General features: G+C 37.8%; 18 protein-coding genes, 1 pseudogene and 2 riboswitches. Of the genes and pseudogenes, 9 read left to right on the top strand and 10 right to left on the bottom strand.

Annotation, left to right across the window (positions count from 1 at the left end; genetic code table 11):
• Nucleotides 1-354 precede the first annotated feature (354 nt).
• Both JCM9140_RS07045 and JCM9140_RS07040 read right to left on the bottom strand, forming a co-directional pair.
• Complete coding sequence (locus tag JCM9140_RS07045; RefSeq protein WP_034744264.1) at nucleotides 355-774, bottom strand: SRPBCC family protein; 420 nt, start codon at nucleotides 772-774, stop codon at nucleotides 355-357.
• A 96-nt stretch (nucleotides 775-870) separates the two neighbouring features.
• Nucleotides 871-2,502, bottom strand: coding sequence for a DUF2339 domain-containing protein (locus JCM9140_RS07040; RefSeq protein ID WP_034744261.1), 1,632 nt, complete (start codon nucleotides 2,500-2,502; stop codon nucleotides 871-873).
• A 159-nt stretch (nucleotides 2,503-2,661) separates the two neighbouring features.
• On the opposite strand from JCM9140_RS07040, the gene JCM9140_RS07035 reads away from it, so the two are divergent.
• The 5 genes and pseudogenes from JCM9140_RS07035 (at nucleotide 2,662) to JCM9140_RS07020 (ending at nucleotide 5,965) form a co-directional block, all read left to right on the top strand.
• Entirely contained in the window at nucleotides 2,662-3,195 is a 534-nt protein-coding gene (locus JCM9140_RS07035) for a DinB family protein (RefSeq protein ID WP_034744258.1), read from the top strand.
• 151 nt (nucleotides 3,196-3,346) lie between these two features.
• Nucleotides 3,347-4,181: pseudogene (locus JCM9140_RS07030) on the top strand (alpha/beta fold hydrolase).
• 9 nt (nucleotides 4,182-4,190) lie between these two features.
• Complete coding sequence (locus tag JCM9140_RS07025; protein WP_034744256.1) at nucleotides 4,191-5,402, top strand: PP2C family protein-serine/threonine phosphatase; 1,212 nt, start codon at nucleotides 4,191-4,193, stop codon at nucleotides 5,400-5,402.
• A 141-nt stretch (nucleotides 5,403-5,543) separates the two neighbouring features.
• Nucleotides 5,544-5,669 carry a YtxH domain-containing protein gene (locus JCM9140_RS23060; RefSeq protein ID WP_081727598.1) on the top strand — a complete coding sequence of 42 codons (126 nt, stop codon included), beginning with the start codon at nucleotides 5,544-5,546 and terminating at the stop codon, nucleotides 5,667-5,669.
• A 17-nt stretch (nucleotides 5,670-5,686) separates the two neighbouring features.
• The gene (locus tag JCM9140_RS07020) at nucleotides 5,687-5,965 is read left to right on the top strand and encodes a thiamine-binding protein (protein WP_034744253.1); all 279 of its coding nucleotides are present in this window, start codon (nucleotides 5,687-5,689) and stop codon (nucleotides 5,963-5,965) included.
• 40 nt (nucleotides 5,966-6,005) lie between these two features.
• Here JCM9140_RS07020 and JCM9140_RS07015 read toward each other — a convergent pair whose 3' ends face one another.
• On the bottom strand, nucleotides 6,006-6,884 hold the full coding sequence (locus tag JCM9140_RS07015) for a radical SAM/SPASM domain-containing protein (RefSeq protein ID WP_034744251.1): 879 nt from the start codon (nucleotides 6,882-6,884) through the stop codon (nucleotides 6,006-6,008).
• Nucleotides 6,885-7,107: 223 nt separating this feature from the next.
• On the opposite strand from JCM9140_RS07015, the gene JCM9140_RS23055 reads away from it, so the two are divergent.
• Both JCM9140_RS23055 and JCM9140_RS07010 read left to right on the top strand, forming a co-directional pair.
• Entirely contained in the window at nucleotides 7,108-7,212 is a 105-nt protein-coding gene (locus JCM9140_RS23055) for a YjcZ family sporulation protein (RefSeq protein ID WP_081727597.1), read from the top strand.
• A gap of 104 nt (nucleotides 7,213-7,316) precedes the next feature.
• Nucleotides 7,317-7,790 (top strand): CBO0543 family protein, encoded by a 474-nt coding sequence (locus tag JCM9140_RS07010; protein ID WP_034744248.1) that lies wholly within the window; start codon nucleotides 7,317-7,319, stop codon nucleotides 7,788-7,790.
• An 11-nt stretch (nucleotides 7,791-7,801) separates the two neighbouring features.
• On the opposite strand, the gene JCM9140_RS07005 is transcribed toward JCM9140_RS07010, so the two are convergent.
• A complete protein-coding gene (locus tag JCM9140_RS07005; RefSeq protein WP_034744245.1) occupies nucleotides 7,802-8,044 on the bottom strand; it encodes a hypothetical protein in 243 nt (80 codons plus the stop codon).
• Complete coding sequence (locus tag JCM9140_RS07000; RefSeq protein ID WP_034744242.1) at nucleotides 8,041-8,598, bottom strand: GNAT family N-acetyltransferase; 558 nt, start codon at nucleotides 8,596-8,598, stop codon at nucleotides 8,041-8,043. The genes JCM9140_RS07005 and JCM9140_RS07000 overlap by 4 nt, the downstream gene beginning before the upstream one ends.
• 218 nt (nucleotides 8,599-8,816) lie before the next feature.
• Between JCM9140_RS07000 and JCM9140_RS06995 the strand changes: the two genes are divergently transcribed.
• On the top strand, nucleotides 8,817-9,233 hold the full coding sequence (locus JCM9140_RS06995; RefSeq protein WP_034744240.1) for a DUF1284 domain-containing protein: 417 nt from the start codon (nucleotides 8,817-8,819) through the stop codon (nucleotides 9,231-9,233).
• 189 nt (nucleotides 9,234-9,422) lie between these two features.
• Here JCM9140_RS06995 and JCM9140_RS06990 read toward each other — a convergent pair whose 3' ends face one another.
• The 5 genes from JCM9140_RS06990 to JCM9140_RS06970 form a co-directional block, all read right to left on the bottom strand.
• On the bottom strand, nucleotides 9,423-11,132 hold the full coding sequence (locus tag JCM9140_RS06990) for a methyl-accepting chemotaxis protein (RefSeq protein ID WP_052002120.1): 1,710 nt from the start codon (nucleotides 11,130-11,132) through the stop codon (nucleotides 9,423-9,425).
• A 164-nt stretch (nucleotides 11,133-11,296) separates the two neighbouring features.
• A riboswitch (guanidine-I (ykkC/yxkD leader) is annotated at nucleotides 11,297-11,398 on the bottom strand.
• Between the two features lie 145 nt (nucleotides 11,399-11,543).
• Nucleotides 11,544-12,212 (bottom strand): thiaminase II, encoded by a 669-nt coding sequence (gene tenA, locus JCM9140_RS06985; RefSeq protein ID WP_034744237.1) that lies wholly within the window; start codon nucleotides 12,210-12,212, stop codon nucleotides 11,544-11,546.
• A 21-nt stretch (nucleotides 12,213-12,233) separates the two neighbouring features.
• On the bottom strand, nucleotides 12,234-12,977 hold the full coding sequence (locus tag JCM9140_RS06980; protein ID WP_052002119.1) for an ABC transporter ATP-binding protein: 744 nt from the start codon (nucleotides 12,975-12,977) through the stop codon (nucleotides 12,234-12,236).
• A 15-nt stretch (nucleotides 12,978-12,992) separates the two neighbouring features.
• On the bottom strand, nucleotides 12,993-14,036 hold the full coding sequence (locus tag JCM9140_RS06975) for an ABC transporter substrate-binding protein (RefSeq protein ID WP_034744235.1): 1,044 nt from the start codon (nucleotides 14,034-14,036) through the stop codon (nucleotides 12,993-12,995).
• A 23-nt stretch (nucleotides 14,037-14,059) separates the two neighbouring features.
• On the bottom strand, nucleotides 14,060-14,833 hold the full coding sequence (locus JCM9140_RS06970) for an ABC transporter permease (RefSeq protein WP_034744233.1): 774 nt from the start codon (nucleotides 14,831-14,833) through the stop codon (nucleotides 14,060-14,062).
• Between the two features lie 65 nt (nucleotides 14,834-14,898).
• Nucleotides 14,899-15,011: riboswitch (TPP riboswitch) on the bottom strand.
• A gap of 247 nt (nucleotides 15,012-15,258) precedes the next feature.
• On the opposite strand from JCM9140_RS06970, the gene JCM9140_RS06965 reads away from it, so the two are divergent.
• Nucleotides 15,259-16,911 (top strand): alpha/beta hydrolase, encoded by a 1,653-nt coding sequence (locus JCM9140_RS06965; protein ID WP_034744230.1) that lies wholly within the window; start codon nucleotides 15,259-15,261, stop codon nucleotides 16,909-16,911.
• Nucleotides 16,912-17,357 lie beyond the last annotated feature (446 nt).

The following is a 17,357-nucleotide window of genomic DNA, read 5'->3' as shown; positions in this document are numbered from 1 at the left end:
CTTCTGACTCCTTTATCCTTTTTCATTGCAATCCTGTCAGAAGGTGACCTCTCTTCTGACTCTTTTATCCTTTTTCGTAGCAATTCTGTCAGAAGGTGACCTCTCTTCTGACTCTTTTATCCTTTTACATTGCAATCCTGTCAGAAGGTGCACCCTCTTCTGACTCCTTCTTCTTTTTTAACACCAATCCTGTCAGAAGAGGCCCTCTCCTCCCTTTTCAGTGTGATGTCTTATTTTCATTCCTTAATCGTATCTTTGACGTGCAAAAAAAAGCTGTCTCTCCCGGTTCCCAAACCGAAAGGACAGCTGTTTACTTGTAATAATCAATTTTCGCTCGTAGCATTTTTTCTTACATTATTTCTCCACCACTTCTTTCAACTTTTGAAGAATTCCAATCCAACCTTGGTTCATTCTTTCACGGATCACTGAGCTTTTCTCATTTGCTTTTTCAACCATTTGATCATTTTCTTTCCATCCGCGATGAACCAGAGTAAAGGATGTTTGATGTTCGTCTTCTTTAACTAATTTAAACTCAACGACCCAACCATCTTGATCCCATGAAAAAACAATGTGATTTGGTTTTTCGATCTCAAGAACTTTACATGGTGATGGACCAAACGGAGATTGAAGGTGAAATTCATGTCCTTTAATTGCTTCAAAATCATTGTCCATAAACCAAGAAGCAATTCCGTTTGCTGTAGCTACCTTCTCCCATACGTCTTCAATCGATGCATCAAGGACGAGCGTTTGTTTAATATCTTGAATGGTTTTCATTTTTAACCCCTTTTTATGCAATCATGTAATTGTCCTGATTATACCATTTCTGATCCATTTGAAAAACAAATGCTGCATCCACCACACTCTGCCCTGCTATTTTTTATAAAAAAACCTTGAAATTGCTACGCCAATTGTACCAAGAGAAATAAACAAAAGAGCACGAACAACGATTGAGATGGCTTCTATGTCTACAAAAATAACTTTCAACAATGTTAAAAACAACAAAACGATACCTAAAAGTCGAATGTTCTTTCTGTCTTTAACAACACCTAAAACGACACCGAAAATGGCGTAACAAGCCCATAATGTTGATACTGTTACATTTTGAACGGTAAAAGAAAATTCAGTTGTCGCAGCCATTCCCAATTGAGTTATAAAAATAAGAAGCAGAACAGACTTACTCCCAAAAAGAAAGGTCATCATAGCTTGACGATTAAATGACTTCTCATAAACCGAGTGAAACGAATTAAGGATCACACGTAAACCGAACAAACTCCCAATTAATACAAGCCAAGATATAGTCTCATAGGAAGCCACACGTTCAATTGGTGTAAGGATCGCAATAGCCGCTCCAAAAAAGAGGATTACGAAACCAAAGATCGTCTGCAACTTTCCTCTTGTATAAAGCCCCATATAAATAGCAGCCATCCCCTGAAGAAGCAAAAACACACTTAAATGATCATAGCTAAAAAGATCTGCAAGTAGCATCGCTAAGCTATAGGTTGCTATTGGTAGAAAGATATGCACATGTTCTGTTTGCCTCCGTATATAAGAAACAACACAATACCCTATAAAAGCAACTATTAGAAAAACTGTTTGATCTACATGCCCAGTTGAAACAACCCAAATATGAGTCAAAACAAAACTAGTTAACAGCGTAACTTTCTGCTGATCGAAAAATGCATTTCGTAACAGAAGAGCTAATAATAAGAAAAGATGTTGAGTGATAACCCCAGCAACGATTAATTCACTCCCAAAACCCGTAATAACCATAAAGGCAACGAATGTAAGGTGCAATAAAAAGGTTGAAACAAAATAAAGAGTTATATATTTCTTTATGAAAGAAAAAAAGAGCAATCCAAGAAAAAAGAATATTTCATAACCAACAAACAAATAAACGTTCGGTGACGTACCCTCGACTAAGAAAGGAACAAAAAAACCAGCAATTGATGCTAACACTGCGATTGATTGCGAGCTGTACGTATGAGCCGCATACATTCCCGCTAACACCCAGATTACATTTAAAGTGAACGCTAAAAATCCAGGAATCAAACCATAGAGAGCATTTCCAGCAAATGTACTTAAAATTAAAACAACAATGGCTCCACCCATTAAAACTTGACCTAATGCGTGTCGCTTATGACGGAATTGTCTAGCACCCGTCCAAATCAAAAAGACCGCAGCTACATATCCTAACAGCACACGAACAAACTCATTAATGAAGCCGACATCAATAAGGGCTTTAAACCCCCACAACACACCCATTAATAACACAACGATAAAAATTCGAGGCATCCATACCTGACCAATCAATTTCTCATAATCGACTTCTTTTTTTGGCTTTTGTTTTTTAGAATGTGTTTTCGTCAGTTCCGTACCCCGGTCTTCCTCTTTTACTGTCGTCTTTGTATCAACGGATTGCAACAAACCGCTTAACCGTGAAACTTCATTTTCCAATTTAATAATACGTTCTTCTAATTGTTGCACTTTTTTATCATGTGTCATTCGAACCTCCACTCATTTTTTTCTATATTTTACCATTACTGTACAGACAATAAATAGTTTACTTGAATATTCACGCAGTCTTTTACTTTTAAAAAAAGGGATTTACACAGATTTGTAGAATGAATCTTACTAAAAAATAGGAAAGTCAGGAGTTGCTATATGAATTTTACGATGGAAGAAGCGATTGAAGTACTTGAACGAACTCCAGAGATGCTTGTATCCTTTTTATCTGAATTATCATACGGTTGGCTGACATGTAATGAAGGAGATGGGACTTGGAACGCTTCTGAAGTAATCGATCATCTTATTGAAGGGGAGAAAAACAATTGGATTCCAAGGTTAGAAATCATTCTTGAAGAAGGTGAGGCTGTCCCCTTTCCACCATTTAATAGATATGCTCACATAAACGAACAAAACACACTACCCATTAAAGAAAAATTGCTACAATTTCAGAGCATTCGAATGAAAAATCTAGCAAAACTCAAAACCCTTATGGATTCTTACGCGCATCTTGAATTAACAGGTACACACCCTGCATTTGGCAAAGTAAAAGCAAGAGAATTAATCTCCACTTGGGTCGTACATGATTTGACCCATGTAGCGCAAATTACGCGGGTTATGGCTGAGAGATACAGAGACGATGTTGGGCCTTGGAAAGAATACTTAGGGGTGTTAAAACAAGTTAATAAATAATAAAAATCTCTACTCGGCGCAAAGCGACATTTCCTTGCTTTTCGCCTTTTTCTTTTCTTTTTAGTATATCTTATCTACCACTCACAAAGTTTAAAATGATATGATAGAGTTACGACTATTTTTTTACTGTTCAACACGAAGGAGTCAAACTATGAATGAGACCATTTTGCATCGTAATAATGTAAAAATCCGAGGAAAAGGGAAAAAGCATATGCTATTTGCTCCTGGTTTTGGCTGTGACCAACGTCTGGGAATCGGTCGTTACAGCTTTTGAAGAAGAGTATACAATCATTTTATTTGATTATGTTGGTTTCGGGGAATCAGATATACAAGCTTATGACTTGAAAAAGTACCAATCCCTTGACGGATATGTGCAGGATGTTCTTGATGTTTGCTCCGCTTTACATATGAAGGATGCCATTTTAGTTGGACATTCTGTTGGAAGTATCATCGGGATGCTAGCTTCACTTTCGCAACCCAACTTTTTCTCACACCTTATTATGATCGGCCCCTCACCATGCTATTTAAATGACCCACCAAAATATTATGGTGGTTTTGAGAAAGAACAACTATACGGGTTACTTGACATGATGGAAAAAAACTATATAGGTTGGGCTTCAATGTTCGCTGGAACATTAACAAATAATACCGATCGTCCAGACGTGAAGAATGATCTGGAAAAGCGCTTTTGTTCAACAGACCCTGTGATGGCTCGGCAATTCGCTGAAGCGACATTTTTCGCTGATAATCGAAAAGAATTACCATACGTCACTGTACCAGCCCTAATTTTACAATGTTCCGATGACATTATTGCACCTAATGCCGTGGGCGATTTTCTTCATCAGCACTTGCCTTCAAGTATGCTTATCAAAATGAAGGCAACAGGACACTGTCCTCACATTAGTCACCCAACAGAAACAGTTGAATCGATTCGTCAGTATTTAAGTAAATTTCAATTGTCGAATGATCGGGTAAAACAGAGGTGACCAAAAAGAATGGATGACCAGTTAAATTACGCACCATGTGGTTTTTTAAGTTTATCAAAGGATGGTTTTATCCTAGCCATTAACGAAACGTTATTAACATTGCTTCAATATCAACGCGAGGAACTACAGGGAAAGCATATTAATACCATCCTTACTGTTCCAGCGCAACTGTTTTATCAACTCTATTTCGTTCCGCTTGTAAACGTTGAAAAGAAGATTGAAGAAATCCATACGTCCTTACAATCAGTAGATGGCAGAGAAATTCCCGTCATCATAAACGGTCTGGCTAGAAACAAAGGCGACAGAATAGAAATTGACTGTGTTTTATTTCCCATTCAGAAACGAAGCAGATATGAACAGGAACTGTTAACAGCAAAAAAAGAAGCGGAAGCCGCTTTACTTGCTAAAAATGAAGCGAATAGTCGGCTTGAAGCAGCCTTACAGGACTTAAAACAAAAACAAGCTGAATTACTGGAGCTAAATAAACAAAACCACGCCTATAAACAAAGTACTGAAAAAGAATTGGAACTTGCTCGAAAAATTCAAGAAACGTCGTTAACGGACCCAATCATAAATGAGCACATTCACATTGAATCTTTTTATCAAGGTTCAAATAAACTATCTGGTGATATTTATGGATTTTATCAACTCGACTCATACCGCTATGGGATTATTCTTCTTGACGTAATGGGACACGGCATTTCTTCGGCTTTAATTACAATGTCACTTCATTCTTTGTTCCAAAGACTTATTTCAAGAGGGGTTAACACAGAGACCGTGATGCACGAGCTTGATCATTATCTTCATAACTTGTTTCAAAATAACAAGGAAGCCTGGCATTACTGTACGGCTATCAACTTAGTTATTGATACGAACGAAAAAACCATTGAATATATTAACGCCGGACACCCTCCAGCTTTTTGGCAAGATGAAAGCGGACAGGTTCAGGAGCTTTCTTCAAAAACTCCTCCTCTTGGAACATTTGAAGGCATTCACTTTAAAACAAGCTCGTTTGCATACAAAAATGGTGGTAGACTTCTCCTTTATACAGACGGAGTCACCGACCCGCTTGGAACTGATTCATTATGCACATTAATTGAACATAACGATGCTATGCCTTTAATCAAATTGAAAGACCATATTATCGATTCTCTTCAGAAACAAACTCTGTCAGATGAAAAGAGCGATGACCAATGTTTTATTTTAGTCGATTTAAAATGAATAAAAATGCCACAAGCGTAGAGTTGCTCAAGCTTGTGGCATTTTTATTTCGACAAGATTTGAGATAGATCGACTTTTCATGTTTTACATCGATTGTTACGGGTATCCAACTAATAGAACAAGAAAAAGGAGTTGGTCATTATGAAACGTCAAAGCGTTGCACTTGGAACGGTCGCAGGTGTCGTAGTTGGTGCTACCGTTGCATTACTCACAACACCAAAAACAGGAGAACAACTTCGGGAAGACCTTAAAAATACGATAAACTAGAAAGGACTGATGATCAAATGGCTACTGTAACTGCCGGATTTCAAATTTTACCAGATGGAAAAGACATGCATACAGATGGAATGATTCCAGAGGTTCTAAATGTAGTCAAGGAATCGGGTCTTGAATTTTATATTGGGCCAATGGAAACAGTTGTAGAAGGTGATCTAAATGAAGTCTTCGAACTTATAAAAAAAGCCCAACACGTTGGAATCGAAGCTGGTGCAGGTGAATGTATGACAAATATTAAGATACACTATAAACCGAGCGGCATTGCTATTGAAGAAAAAGTGTATTAATGAAAAAGGGTTGTCAAAAGGACAACCCTTTTCTCTAAGCCTATTTCCCAAACCTTTTTCGGTACCCGCATTTCCTACATAATTCCTCCACAGCTTCTCTTCTTGAAAAGCCATCAACCAGATTGTTTGCTCGTTCCCCTTCAATGATGTTCGAAAAAGAATCCGTGTTAATGTTACCAAGATCAATGATCCCTTCTCCATCTAAACAACAAGGAATCACTGTACCATTGGCTAAAATACCAGCTTGATTTCTAAGACCGTGACAGAAGCCCCTTCCATCATCCTCTTCTTCATGTAACGCAGGCCATTGAAATTCATAATCCTGATTGATATAAATTCGCTCAGCAATTTTAACCCCACTTCCAGGCGTTACTTTTTCTTCAATTTTAAAATCAAGATCAAATTCCTTTTCAATAAGCGCTAACACTTCACGATTTCTTTGTCTTTCTACATTCGTCTGATTGTCTTCAGTCAAATTCCATAGTCTAAGCGAAACAATTAAATCAGACTCGCTCGTTGCCTCTTTAATAAAAGAAAGAACACTTCCTACATATCCTTCCTTATCGACAGAACCAGCATGTCCATCAAAGCTATGAAGAGAAAAATTCATTTGCCTTAGTGCTGGTTTATTTAATAACTTGTGTTTATTTTTGTTAATTAACGTCCCATTTGTTGTAATATTGACTTTAAACCCCTTTTGATGACTTATGTCAAGAAGTTGATCAATCTTAGGGTGGAGCAACGGCTCGCCTTTCACATGCAAATAAATAAAATCTGTATAAGGTTTAATTTCATCAAGCCGTTTCGAAAAATCCTCTACCGAAAGAAACTGTTTCTGACGTTCGGTTGGAGGACAAAAACTACAGGCCAGATTGCAAATACTCGTAATTTCCAAGTAAAATTTTTTGAACTTTTTCAACCTATATCCCCACTTCTTCCACTACTTGAACTCGTTAATAAATACGGTCCTCCCTTTATTAGAGCATAAAATCTCCGTAAAGCAAACAGGTTAGACAAGGAAATTAATGTGATCGCTTAATTGCTTCGGAAAATTAAAGCAGAAGTTGAACAAAACAAGACGATGCGCATACGATACAGTGTGAAGTTAAGCTTCTCAATACAATATGTTAGGAGTTGTTACAATGGGTGCAGCAGCAGGATACGGCGGAGGTTTCGCTTTAATCTTAGTGTTATTTATCCTTCTTGTTATTATTGGAGCAAGCTGGATGGGTTACGGAGCATACTAATTTAGTAAAAAAGAGCCCTTTGTGGCTCTTTTTTTGTATTAGGAAAACATGCATATTTATTCTGTTTGTTTGCCTATACTATTACTCAAAAGGAGGGAATTTCATTGAAAATAGAAGCATTCATTTTGAGATTTGGTGTTGTTTTTGGACTAGTTTCTTCGTTCACCTTATTTAAAAGACCTTCATCTAAATTATGGATTTCTTTATATTTGTCTAACTGCCTATTTAATTATCTGTTTGACAAATCATTAGTCGAAACGAAGCAAATTGAATATCCTGTACGTTTTAAACCGAAAATCTTCAAAATAAATGTTATTTATGATTTTTTAGTTTGTCCCTTCTTATCCGTTTGGTACTGTCAATCGACCTATCACTCAAAGTGGTCCGGGATTATAGGTAAATTAATTCTTTTCTCGATTCCTCAAGCTATTTATGAAGTTTTACTCGAACGAAAAACAGATGCACTAAAATTCAAAGGAAAATGGAAGTGGCTTTATTCATTCTACTTAGTTTTTTTAGTGAAAATTATTTCTAGAAGCATCTTTGCCTTTATGAAAAAAGGAGAACTAAGTAAGTGAGTTGCACACACTTACTTAAATTCCCCTTCATTATACTTAACAATTAACAGCGTTTGTACATATTCTCTGCAACTAGCTGATAATGCCGATCTATCAGCGTGAATGAGATCCCCAAATGGTCTCCCTCCAACAAATTTAACTTCCCCTTCAAACTTATTGTTGGACTCCGCATCGTAACCAACCAATTTTACAAAAGTCGTACGATGTTCCGTCGTTTGAAAATCCACAATTGTAACTAGATGTTCTTCCATCATTCAGTCTTCCCCTTGTTCAAGTAGTCACTTTTAATTAGCCCAAATACATAATGATCAACATATTTATCGTATAGCCATTCAGCACTTCTAAGACATCCTTCTTTTTGAAACCCGAGTTTTGGCGGAATCGCTGCACTTTTTTCATTTTTGGTTGCAGCACGAATTTCAACCCGATTTAAATTCAATTCTTCCAAGCAATATTCAATGACTGCTTGACAAGCATTCGTCATTAACCCTTTACCTTGAAATTCTTTTCCTAACCAATAACCAATCGAGGTTGATTTGTTTGACCAATTTACATGATGCAAGCCAATGACACCTGCTAGCTTTCCTTTATACCAGATCCCCGCTTGAAAGCCATTGTTGTTCCTAAATTGGTCCAAAGTGCCTTCGATAAATGTCCTTGAATCCGCGATAGATGTAGTGAAGTCAACCCAAGGTAACCATTCTCTAAGGTAATCTCTTGATTGATCCGTTAACTCGAACAATTCCTCTGCATGTCTAACTTCTAACAATCGTAATTCCGTATGTTCATTTACTATTTTGGTAAACATGGTACTCCCCCCGCCTGCCATTATGTTTTTGTTTATATGTATCTTACATGCATAATACAAACTGTTACTAGTCATTTTTTATTATGAGACGAAAAAGCTGTACAAATGTTCATACATCCTTAGTTTGAACCATCAAAAAACTCTATGATTATGTTATAATAATCAAAATTGTTAACCGGCGATAAATGATAGTTTACAATCACGAAGGAGTGTTGCTTATGTTCAAGTTAAGAGGCCACCATCTTTTTTGTCTTCTTGGTTATAGGGGGATGGGCTATTCTCCAGAATACACGGAAAATATGACACGCTTGCATCAGGAATTAAGAAGGGAGCCGAACACCATCATCCAAATTGTAGAGGGTCCTGATCATTTGTGTTTGAAATACCCAAATTCCGGTGAATACCATTGTCAAAATTCAGTTATTTATGAACGAGATGCTGTTATCTTAAAAAAGCTAAACCTCAAGATTGGCCAAGTCAAAAGCTGGGATAGCATCGAGACAAGTATTCAAAAGTACGTGACCCCCTCCGATATTGAAACGATTTGCGATACTTGTTCGTGGCGTGCTTATGGCGTTTGTGAAGAAGGTGTCCAGGAGATTCTTGAAGGGAAAGGGTTGAGGGAGGTACGATAGTGGAAAAGGGTTGATTCATAGTTTTTTTGACCTTTGAACCAACCCTAGGCTTTTAAAAATAATCAACTTAATAGAACCTTAACCCCATTTTACTCTCAAAATGAATTAGCAACATTTTGGAACAACGGCAATTCAGTTAGATGCTTAACAAGCATCACACCCTTTAATATTTTATTACCCTTACAAGATTCAATTGCCTTTGCTCTTTTCATGAATTTTAAATTTCCCTACCGTTCCTTGCAGAAGATCGGCCATTTTCGAAAGGTTTTCTGCTGACATTGTAATTTCCTCAATGGAAGCTAATTGTTCTTCTGATGAGGCTGCAACATTTTGCGAACTAGCAGTAGATTGTTTCGATATATCTGATAGATTTTCTACGGCCACCGCAACTTGTCCAACACCAGATGACATGTCCCCTGAAGCCATTGATACATCCTGAATTTGTTTTGTAACTTCCTTAACCGACTGTAAAATTTCTTCAAAAGCAGTTCCTGCCTCATTCACTAAGATAATTCCACTATTTACTTCCGACTCCCCTTTTTTTATCACATTTGAAACTAAATTCGTGTTGATTAATACTTGGTGAATGATCTCCGTAATTTGGGCAGCAGATTTCTTAGACTCTTCAGCAAGTTTTCTCACCTCATTAGCGACAACAGCAAAACCTTTACCATGCTCCCCTACTCTCGCTGCCTCAATAGATGCATTTAAAGCAAGAAGATTTGTTTGTTCAGCAATGTTTGTTATCATATTTGAAATTTGGCCAATCTTCTGAGTCAAATCACTTAAATCATTTGTTCTGTCATTTGCTTCTCCGACGGTAGAGTGAATTAATTTCATTTGATTAACAGCTTGTTGAACAACTCGGTTTCCTTGGACAGCAACCTCTGTTGTGATCCCAGCTGAATCTGAAACCGTTTGAGAAGAAATTGCAATTTGTTGGAGTCCATTTCTCATCTCCATAATCGAATGTTCAATATCTCCTGAACTTAGCAATTGTTGTTCAGAACCCGAGGCAATGCTTTGAATCGACATGGTGATTTGTTTCGTTGCTTGTTCGTTTTGTTCGGCACTGGCGGATAATTCCTCAGAAGATGATGCGACGTCATTTGTAACCTTCGTTACATCTTGAAGAATGGATTGAATGGTATCTAACATTTTATTAAATGCAATTGATAGCTGTCCAATCTCATCTTTGCTGCTAACTGAAATTCTAGCTGTTAAATCTCCCTCATTGCTCGAAATTTCTTCTAGTTTATGTACGACTTCAGTAAGAGGCTTTGTTGTTTGCCTAGAAATAAAAAAGGCAATCAATCCTCCAATTATTAAAGCAACCACTAATCCTATAATACCGAATATCGATCTCTGAGCAATCATCGCTTCATCGACTTCTATTTGAGAAGCAATCGACTCTAATTGAATTTGTTTAAATTCTTCAATATGTGAACTAAAAATTTGACGTACTTCTGCATACTCTCCATTAAAAATTTCTAATACTCTCTCATCATTTGTTCCTGCTAATTGAAGCATTTCTTCCTCTAATTCGATCAATTGTTGATTATGAAGATCGAGTTCAACAAATATTTGTTCTGCCCTTTCACTTGAGACAAGAGGCAATACCGCGTTTATATGCTCATCAATTGTTATTGCATATTGGTCGTATCTGTCTCTTTCCTCTCTATTATTAGGTTCAATTATGACTCCTCTTACTGAATCTGTAAGCGTTAAATCTTCAAACTGAATTTGTTGAGCCAAATGCAATGCTTGGATTTCTTGTTCAGCTAAATGCCTATATTGTTTGGCGACATCCTGCAAAGCCGTATAAGCAATGAGAAACGCACCTAAAGCTGTTAGCAGCACTAGACCAAACCCTAAAAAAAGCTTATTCCTTATCCTCATGTTACTCCTCCATATTAGCTGTTTTTCTCTCGATTGTGTCACGTACCTTTCTTACTCAGGCTATGTAGACACAAATGTCGAGTAGTCTTCCGTCCTGGCCTTGTATCCATACGTAGAGGTTTCTGAAAGGGAAGAAAAAAAGAGAGCTAACGTATCATTACGTTACCTCCCGGGCTTTTCTCCCTCCGTGTAGCATATCTCTATGCCGCCAACTCTCGGACCAGTCTTTTATCTATTGATGAAACGGAACCCTAGTTAGCTTTTACTTATTAAGTTATTAATATGTTAACAGACTTCACATTATAAATTTCTTATGACGTTAAATTATCTTACATAGTTTTTAAAGTTACCTAATTGCAATTCCAAAGAAAGAAACCCATTTGATTCAAAAGTCAAATGGGTTTCTTCATATTATACTGGCCATTTCTCAAGCGTATAGGCCATCTCCCAAAACATGTACTCATACTTACTGCTCGTTACAAAGATAGATTCCATTCGTTCTTTTTCTTCTTCTGATGCTTTTTCGGCCCATTCATCCAGACGATTAATTTGTTCTTTTACTAAATTAGCAAACCATTCGTCCCCGTATGTATCAATCCATTTTTGGTAGACAGGATGACCAGGGGTTGAACCTTTATACTTTTCTCCAATTTCCCAATACAACCAGTAACAAGGCAAAATCGCGGCAATCACTTCACCAAGAGAACCTTTATATGCTGCAGAGAACATATGATTGGTATAAGCAACAGCAGTTGGGGCAGGTTCAGAAGCCATGTGGCCTTCACTATTTTTTTCTAAACCTAAGTCTTTTGCAAATCCTTCATGCAACATATGCTCTGCATCAAATGTTGATTTTGCATGGAACGCCATTCGTGATGTTGTGTCAAAATCAAGTGCTTTGGCAGCTGCGAGTGATTGAACTTGGGCAAATTTTGAAAGATAATATGAATCCTGCTGAACATAATATGAAAAACACTCAATTGGCAGTGTTCCATCGGCTACTCCTGTTACAAATGGATGTTCAAAGCTTGCATTCCAAATAGAATCTACCTTTTGACGAAGTTGTTCTGAAAATTTCATGATATTCATCTCCTCTTAATCTCAATTCATTTCATATAATGCGTTCATTAATTGTTGTTTTACTTCTAAGTATTCGGGCGTCACGGTCATCTCTTTATTTCTTGGACGAGGCAAAGGTACCTTCACGTCAAGAATAACCTCTGTTGGACGTGGTCCGAACACATAAATGCGATCTGATAAAAAAATGGCTTCATCAATGCTATGTGTAATGAACAAAACGGTTCGCTGCATGTGGCTCCATATGTCTAGAAGCCAGCTATGCATCTTCTCTCGAGTTAACGCATCTAATGCACCAAAAGGTTCATCTAACAGCATGAGCTCCTTTTTATGCAAAAAAGTTCTAAGCAAGGCTGCCCTTTGCTTCATCCCTCCTGATAGCACTTCCGGATAATAATGCTCATATCCTTCTAATCCAAACATCGGAAAAAGAGAACGTGCTTCTTCTACTGCTTCTTGTGCTTCCTGTTTTGTAATAGTAGGACCTAAAAGAACATTTTCTAAAACCGTTTTCCACGGAAACAGTAAATCTTTTTGCATCATATAACTGCTATGTCCCCGTTTACCCAACATATTTTTGCCATCAAACAAAATGTCTCCCTCATCAGGTACTTCTAATCCTGTAATGAGATTAAACAAAGTACTTTTGCCACAGCCACTCGGTCCAATGATCGAAACAAATTCTCCTTTTTTTAGCGACAAATCAATGTTTTTGATAACAGATTCCCCATTATACGAATGCTGTAGATTGCGAATGCTTATTTCCATAATAAGAACCTTTCTTTAGGGCAAGAATCGATTTGTCATCACTTCATCTGTTGATACATCCGATTCAATCAATTCAGCCTCAAGCAGCCATGCGGTAAAATCGTTCCAAACATCTTCACTTTGAATGCCCCACTTCTCTGCGTCTCCTTTGTAGCGCGGGCTTAACCACTCTTGTGATGCACGAATGAGCTCTTCACTTGTTTCAGGACTGGCTGCTATTAAAATCTCAGCCGCTGCCGCCGGCTCTTCAATCGCAAATTCGTACCCTCTTGATACAGCTCTTGTGAAGCTTTCAACCAGCTCTGGTTGTTCTTCCATTACGGCATCACTACTAAAAATAACAGGAGAATAATAATTAAAGACCGGATCAATGTCTTTCAGATAGATCATGTTGATGTCTTCTCCGCGAACTTCAGCTTCAATCCCTGTCCACCCATAGAAGATCCATTGAAAGTCAATGTCTCGTTTCGTATTTGTAAAAAAGTCAGCTGAACCGACGATAACATTATCAACAGAAGCTGGGTCGACTTCATACTGATTTAACACCGTGTTTAAAATGGCTTCTTCTTCAGCTCCACCAAATCCTCCATACGTCTTTCCTGCAAAATCCTCTGGAGATGTAATCTCTTTCTCAATAGGAGAGGCAAATCCAGACGTATGCTCTTGAATGACAGCTGCAATGGAAGCCACTGGAATCCCTGTTGACCTAGCAATGGTCACACCCGTTTGCGAACCTATCCCAAAATCAGCTTGGCCAGCAGCCACAATTGGAACGGCCCCTTCCATCGCTGGTTCAATAATCGTTAAATCAATTCCTTCTTCTTCAAAAAAACCTTTTTCTAATGCTACATAAATTCCAGTATGATTCGTGTTTGGTACCCAATCTAAAATAAACGTTGCTTCCATCAATTCCTCTGACTCAGCCGGTGCTTCCGCTCCAGCATCGGATTCAACCTCTGTTTCAACCTCTTCTACTTGCGTAGGCTCATCCACTTGATTACACGCTGCTAAAACGAACATCCCCGCAACGACTAAACTTGTGCGTAGTTTTTTAAACATGACCTTCTCCTCCAACTATGTTTCTATTTTTTATGAGACTTATGTTTCCATGGCATCATCAGTCTGCCAAGTAACACAACAACGAAAAACAAAAGACAGCTTAAAAGCGAAATGAGGGCGATTACAACGAAGACTTTATCCGTTGCAAACGAACTTTGAGCTTTTATCAAGTAGATTCCTAATCCTTTACTCGCACCAACCCACTCTGAAATCACCGCTGCTAACACACTATATGTAGCTCCAATTCGTAATCCTGTAAATAAATAAGGAAGAGCGTGCGGGAAGCGAACAGACCAAAACACCTGCCAGAACGATCCTCCCATCGACCGAACCAGTCGAATCATATCGCGATCACTCGATTGCAATCCCTCAGCTACACTGACAACAACAGGAAAGAACGTCACTAAGGCAACAACGAGAACTTTTGGGAGAATGCCATATCCAAACCAAATGATCAATAAAGGGGCAATCGCAATAATGGGAATCGTTTGTGAGAATAGAAGAATCGGATAAAAACTTTTTCGCAACAATGGCGAAATGTCTAAAATAAAAGCAATTATTAACGCAACAATAATCCCTAATAAAAACCCAAGTACGGCTTCTTTTGTCGTCATCCAAATATGATCAGGTAGTAAGTGCCATGTATCAAAAAACGCCTGAAAAATTAAACTTGGCGCTGGCAAGATCCACTCTTCAACGTTCCAAATCCACACAGAAACTTCCCAAATGACGAGAAAAAGAATAACGGCAATAACTGCAGGTGCCGCAAACGAGATCCCCCGTCGCAAAGTACGCATAAATACCTCCTTTCAACAAAAAAAGTCTACACACCAAGAGAGGCGTGTAGACTTCACATGTAAACATGCAATTCTAATAAACATCCCTCCGCTGGCATTATCCAGATCAGGTTTAAAGGGTCGATATCTTCAACGGGATATCCTCTCAGCCAACCTCGTAGCTCCCCTATTCATATTTTCATAATTTTCTTACCAAGAGTAACATAGATTTCCAGCTACGACAACTACCTGTTTGAATAGCATTAAATGCTACTCTTACCATACTCCAGCAAAAAACTCACAATTCATTGTGAAACAAGGACCTCTAGAAAAAGATAAGTATGTATTCCAAGTAAGGAGTTAAAAATAAAAAGCGTGCAACTTTTAGACAAACATCATTCCTTAAGAATAGTTTGTGTTTACAATTCAATTAAGGAGCATACATTATGAAAAATTCCGTAAGACACGAACGAAAACACCTACAAATTTTGATTAAACTTTTACTTAGTGCGAATATCGCATCGATTTTTCTCGGATTTCTTTATATCGTAACCGGGGCCTCCCATAACAAGTGGAACATCTTCGGACTGCTCCTTATCCTTACTCTTTTAGGAAACGTGGCTGCGACTTTGCTTGAAAGTGAACATACATACTTAGATTATCTTTATTATTTATTAACGATTGTTGCAATGGTCCTCATCCCAATTATGAATCGATCCGCTTCCGAGGAAGTTGTGAATGCGACATCACGAAGTATTACTTCCCTTATTTTATTTTTTTCACTGTTTGTTCTTGGCATCGTCATTTCAAACGTAAAATTACAACCAATCAAAAAAGTCAAACGAATGCGTAAAAGACCTATTGAAATTAGATTACTCCGAATGATGGCGCTTCTAATTTTTACAGGTTTGATCTTGTTGTTCGGTATTTACTTAACCTATAAATTGTTAGTCGGCAGGAGCAGTGATCTAGTCGAGATGGTTTTGCCAGCTAATTCGTTGTATGTCAGCATAATCTTTTTTACACTGTGTGTATTTGTTTTAAAGATGCTTCCGAAGACATTACGAGTACTTCGCATCAGTGTGATGATCATGGGTTTATCATTTGCTCTTATTTTTAGTTTGCCTTTATTGAGTACGTTGTTAACCATTTCAGACGTTGAATCGGCTTATGCAAAAGCATTTGATAAAGAGCCAACGAAAATCGTAGCACCTACAGACAAACAGTACTTTTCAGAAGCTCCTTTCCGACTTCCAGATTACTTCCTCGGGGTTGCATCAGGGGATCATCAAGTACAGCAGAATATTCTATATTATGAAGGAAAAACAGGTGTTGACCAGGGGATCAAGCTCTATTTCGATGCGTACATGCCCCCTGAAGGCAAAGAAGATCTTCCTGGAAAACACGCTGTCTTAATCAGGATTCACGGAGGCGCTTGGACAGCTGGTGACAAAGGCTCTTTAAATCGGGCTCAAATCAATAAACACTTTGCTAGCCAAGGGTATGTCGTGTTCGACGTTCAGCATGGACTTAGCCATGCGGATCAGCTTTTTGATTCTCTTGATGTTCCTAAAAATAAAGTTGCTGGTTTTACCATTGATGACATGGTTCGTCATGTTGGGATCTTCACTGATTATTTAGCTAAACACCACGAAGAGTTTGGGGCTAATTTAGATTCTGTTTTTCTCTCAGGAAGATCTTCCGGCGGACAATTAGCAAATGCTGTTGCACTAGGGGCTCAATCTAGAGATCATAACGTAATCCATCCAAACCTAACGATTAAAGGGATTATTTCCGTTTACCCGGCAATTGGTTTATCAGAACAAGCAGGGATAGATGGAAACATGATGTTAACAGACCCAGGTCTCTTAGTAAAAAAAGATAGTCCTCCTACTTTAATCTATCAAGGGACACATGATGGATTTGTTGATCAATCGATCTCAAAAAAATTTCATCAATCTTACTCCGAAAAAGCTAATGGAAACTCAGTTTTAGTACTAATGCCACTAGCTGGACATGCAAGCAACACGTATTATCCAGGCTACTACAACCAAGTTTTTATTTATTATATGGAGCGGTTTATGTATCAATTTCGATAATCTAAAAAGGCGTTATATGCGAGCACTGAACGATTCCACTTCTCAGTGCTCCTTTCTCTTGTTCACAAGGCTTCATGGCTACTAGCCCTACCACCTTAATCCCCACCAATTAACATCTACTTCCTATTTCACTATAACAAAAACAAAAGGCTCGACATCAAAGTCGAACCTTTTATTTTTTATTTAAATGTAATGTGCTTCTTTTATCCCTCTTGTTATTGCATGGCGCTTGGTAAGCACTTGGATAACAAAATGAACTGATCGGACAATAAATCATAAAAAGTGGACAATAAATGCCTCATTCCCGACAATAAATCATAGAAACTCGACAACAAATCAGTTTTTCATCTATTTGAACACGTATAAAAAGGTGTCTATGGTCATTAAAAGGACTCATAGACACCTTTTTCTTTTAAAAACAGTTTAATGAACTAGTTCATATTAAT

This window comes from Halalkalibacter wakoensis JCM 9140 (assembly GCF_000513095.1).
Taxonomy (GTDB): Bacteria; Bacillota; Bacilli; order Bacillales; family Bacillaceae_D; genus Halalkalibacter; species Halalkalibacter wakoensis.
The sequence above is the reverse complement of the archived record's forward strand: the minus strand, read 5'-3'. Positions and strand labels throughout refer to the sequence as shown.

Coding starts and splice junctions, on each gene's coding strand:
- tenA (WP_034744237.1), bottom strand. CDS start 12,212: ATGAAATTTTCAGAACAACTTCGTCAAAAGGTAGATTCTATTTGGAAT.
- JCM9140_RS06965 (WP_034744230.1), top strand. CDS start 15,259: ATGAAAAATTCCGTAAGACACGAACGAAAACACCTACAAATTTTGATT.
- JCM9140_RS07035 (WP_034744258.1), top strand. CDS start 2,662: ATGAATTTTACGATGGAAGAAGCGATTGAAGTACTTGAACGAACTCCA.
- JCM9140_RS06980 (WP_052002119.1), bottom strand. CDS start 12,977: ATGGAAATAAGCATTCGCAATCTACAGCATTCGTATAATGGGGAATCT.
- JCM9140_RS06975 (WP_034744235.1), bottom strand. CDS start 14,036: ATGTTTAAAAAACTACGCACAAGTTTAGTCGTTGCGGGGATGTTCGTT.
- JCM9140_RS23060 (WP_081727598.1), top strand. CDS start 5,544: ATGAAACGTCAAAGCGTTGCACTTGGAACGGTCGCAGGTGTCGTAGTT.
- JCM9140_RS23055 (WP_081727597.1), top strand. CDS start 7,108: ATGGGTGCAGCAGCAGGATACGGCGGAGGTTTCGCTTTAATCTTAGTG.
- JCM9140_RS06970 (WP_034744233.1), bottom strand. CDS start 14,833: ATGCGTACTTTGCGACGGGGGATCTCGTTTGCGGCACCTGCAGTTATT.
- JCM9140_RS07025 (WP_034744256.1), top strand. CDS start 4,191: ATGGATGACCAGTTAAATTACGCACCATGTGGTTTTTTAAGTTTATCA.
- JCM9140_RS07045 (WP_034744264.1), bottom strand. CDS start 774: ATGAAAACCATTCAAGATATTAAACAAACGCTCGTCCTTGATGCATCG.
- JCM9140_RS07005 (WP_034744245.1), bottom strand. CDS start 8,044: ATGATGGAAGAACATCTAGTTACAATTGTGGATTTTCAAACGACGGAA.
- JCM9140_RS06995 (WP_034744240.1), top strand. CDS start 8,817: ATGTTCAAGTTAAGAGGCCACCATCTTTTTTGTCTTCTTGGTTATAGG.
- JCM9140_RS07040 (WP_034744261.1), bottom strand. CDS start 2,502: ATGACACATGATAAAAAAGTGCAACAATTAGAAGAACGTATTATTAAA.
- JCM9140_RS07000 (WP_034744242.1), bottom strand. CDS start 8,598: ATGTTTACCAAAATAGTAAATGAACATACGGAATTACGATTGTTAGAA.
- JCM9140_RS06990 (WP_052002120.1), bottom strand. CDS start 11,132: ATGAGGATAAGGAATAAGCTTTTTTTAGGGTTTGGTCTAGTGCTGCTA.
- JCM9140_RS07020 (WP_034744253.1), top strand. CDS start 5,687: ATGGCTACTGTAACTGCCGGATTTCAAATTTTACCAGATGGAAAAGAC.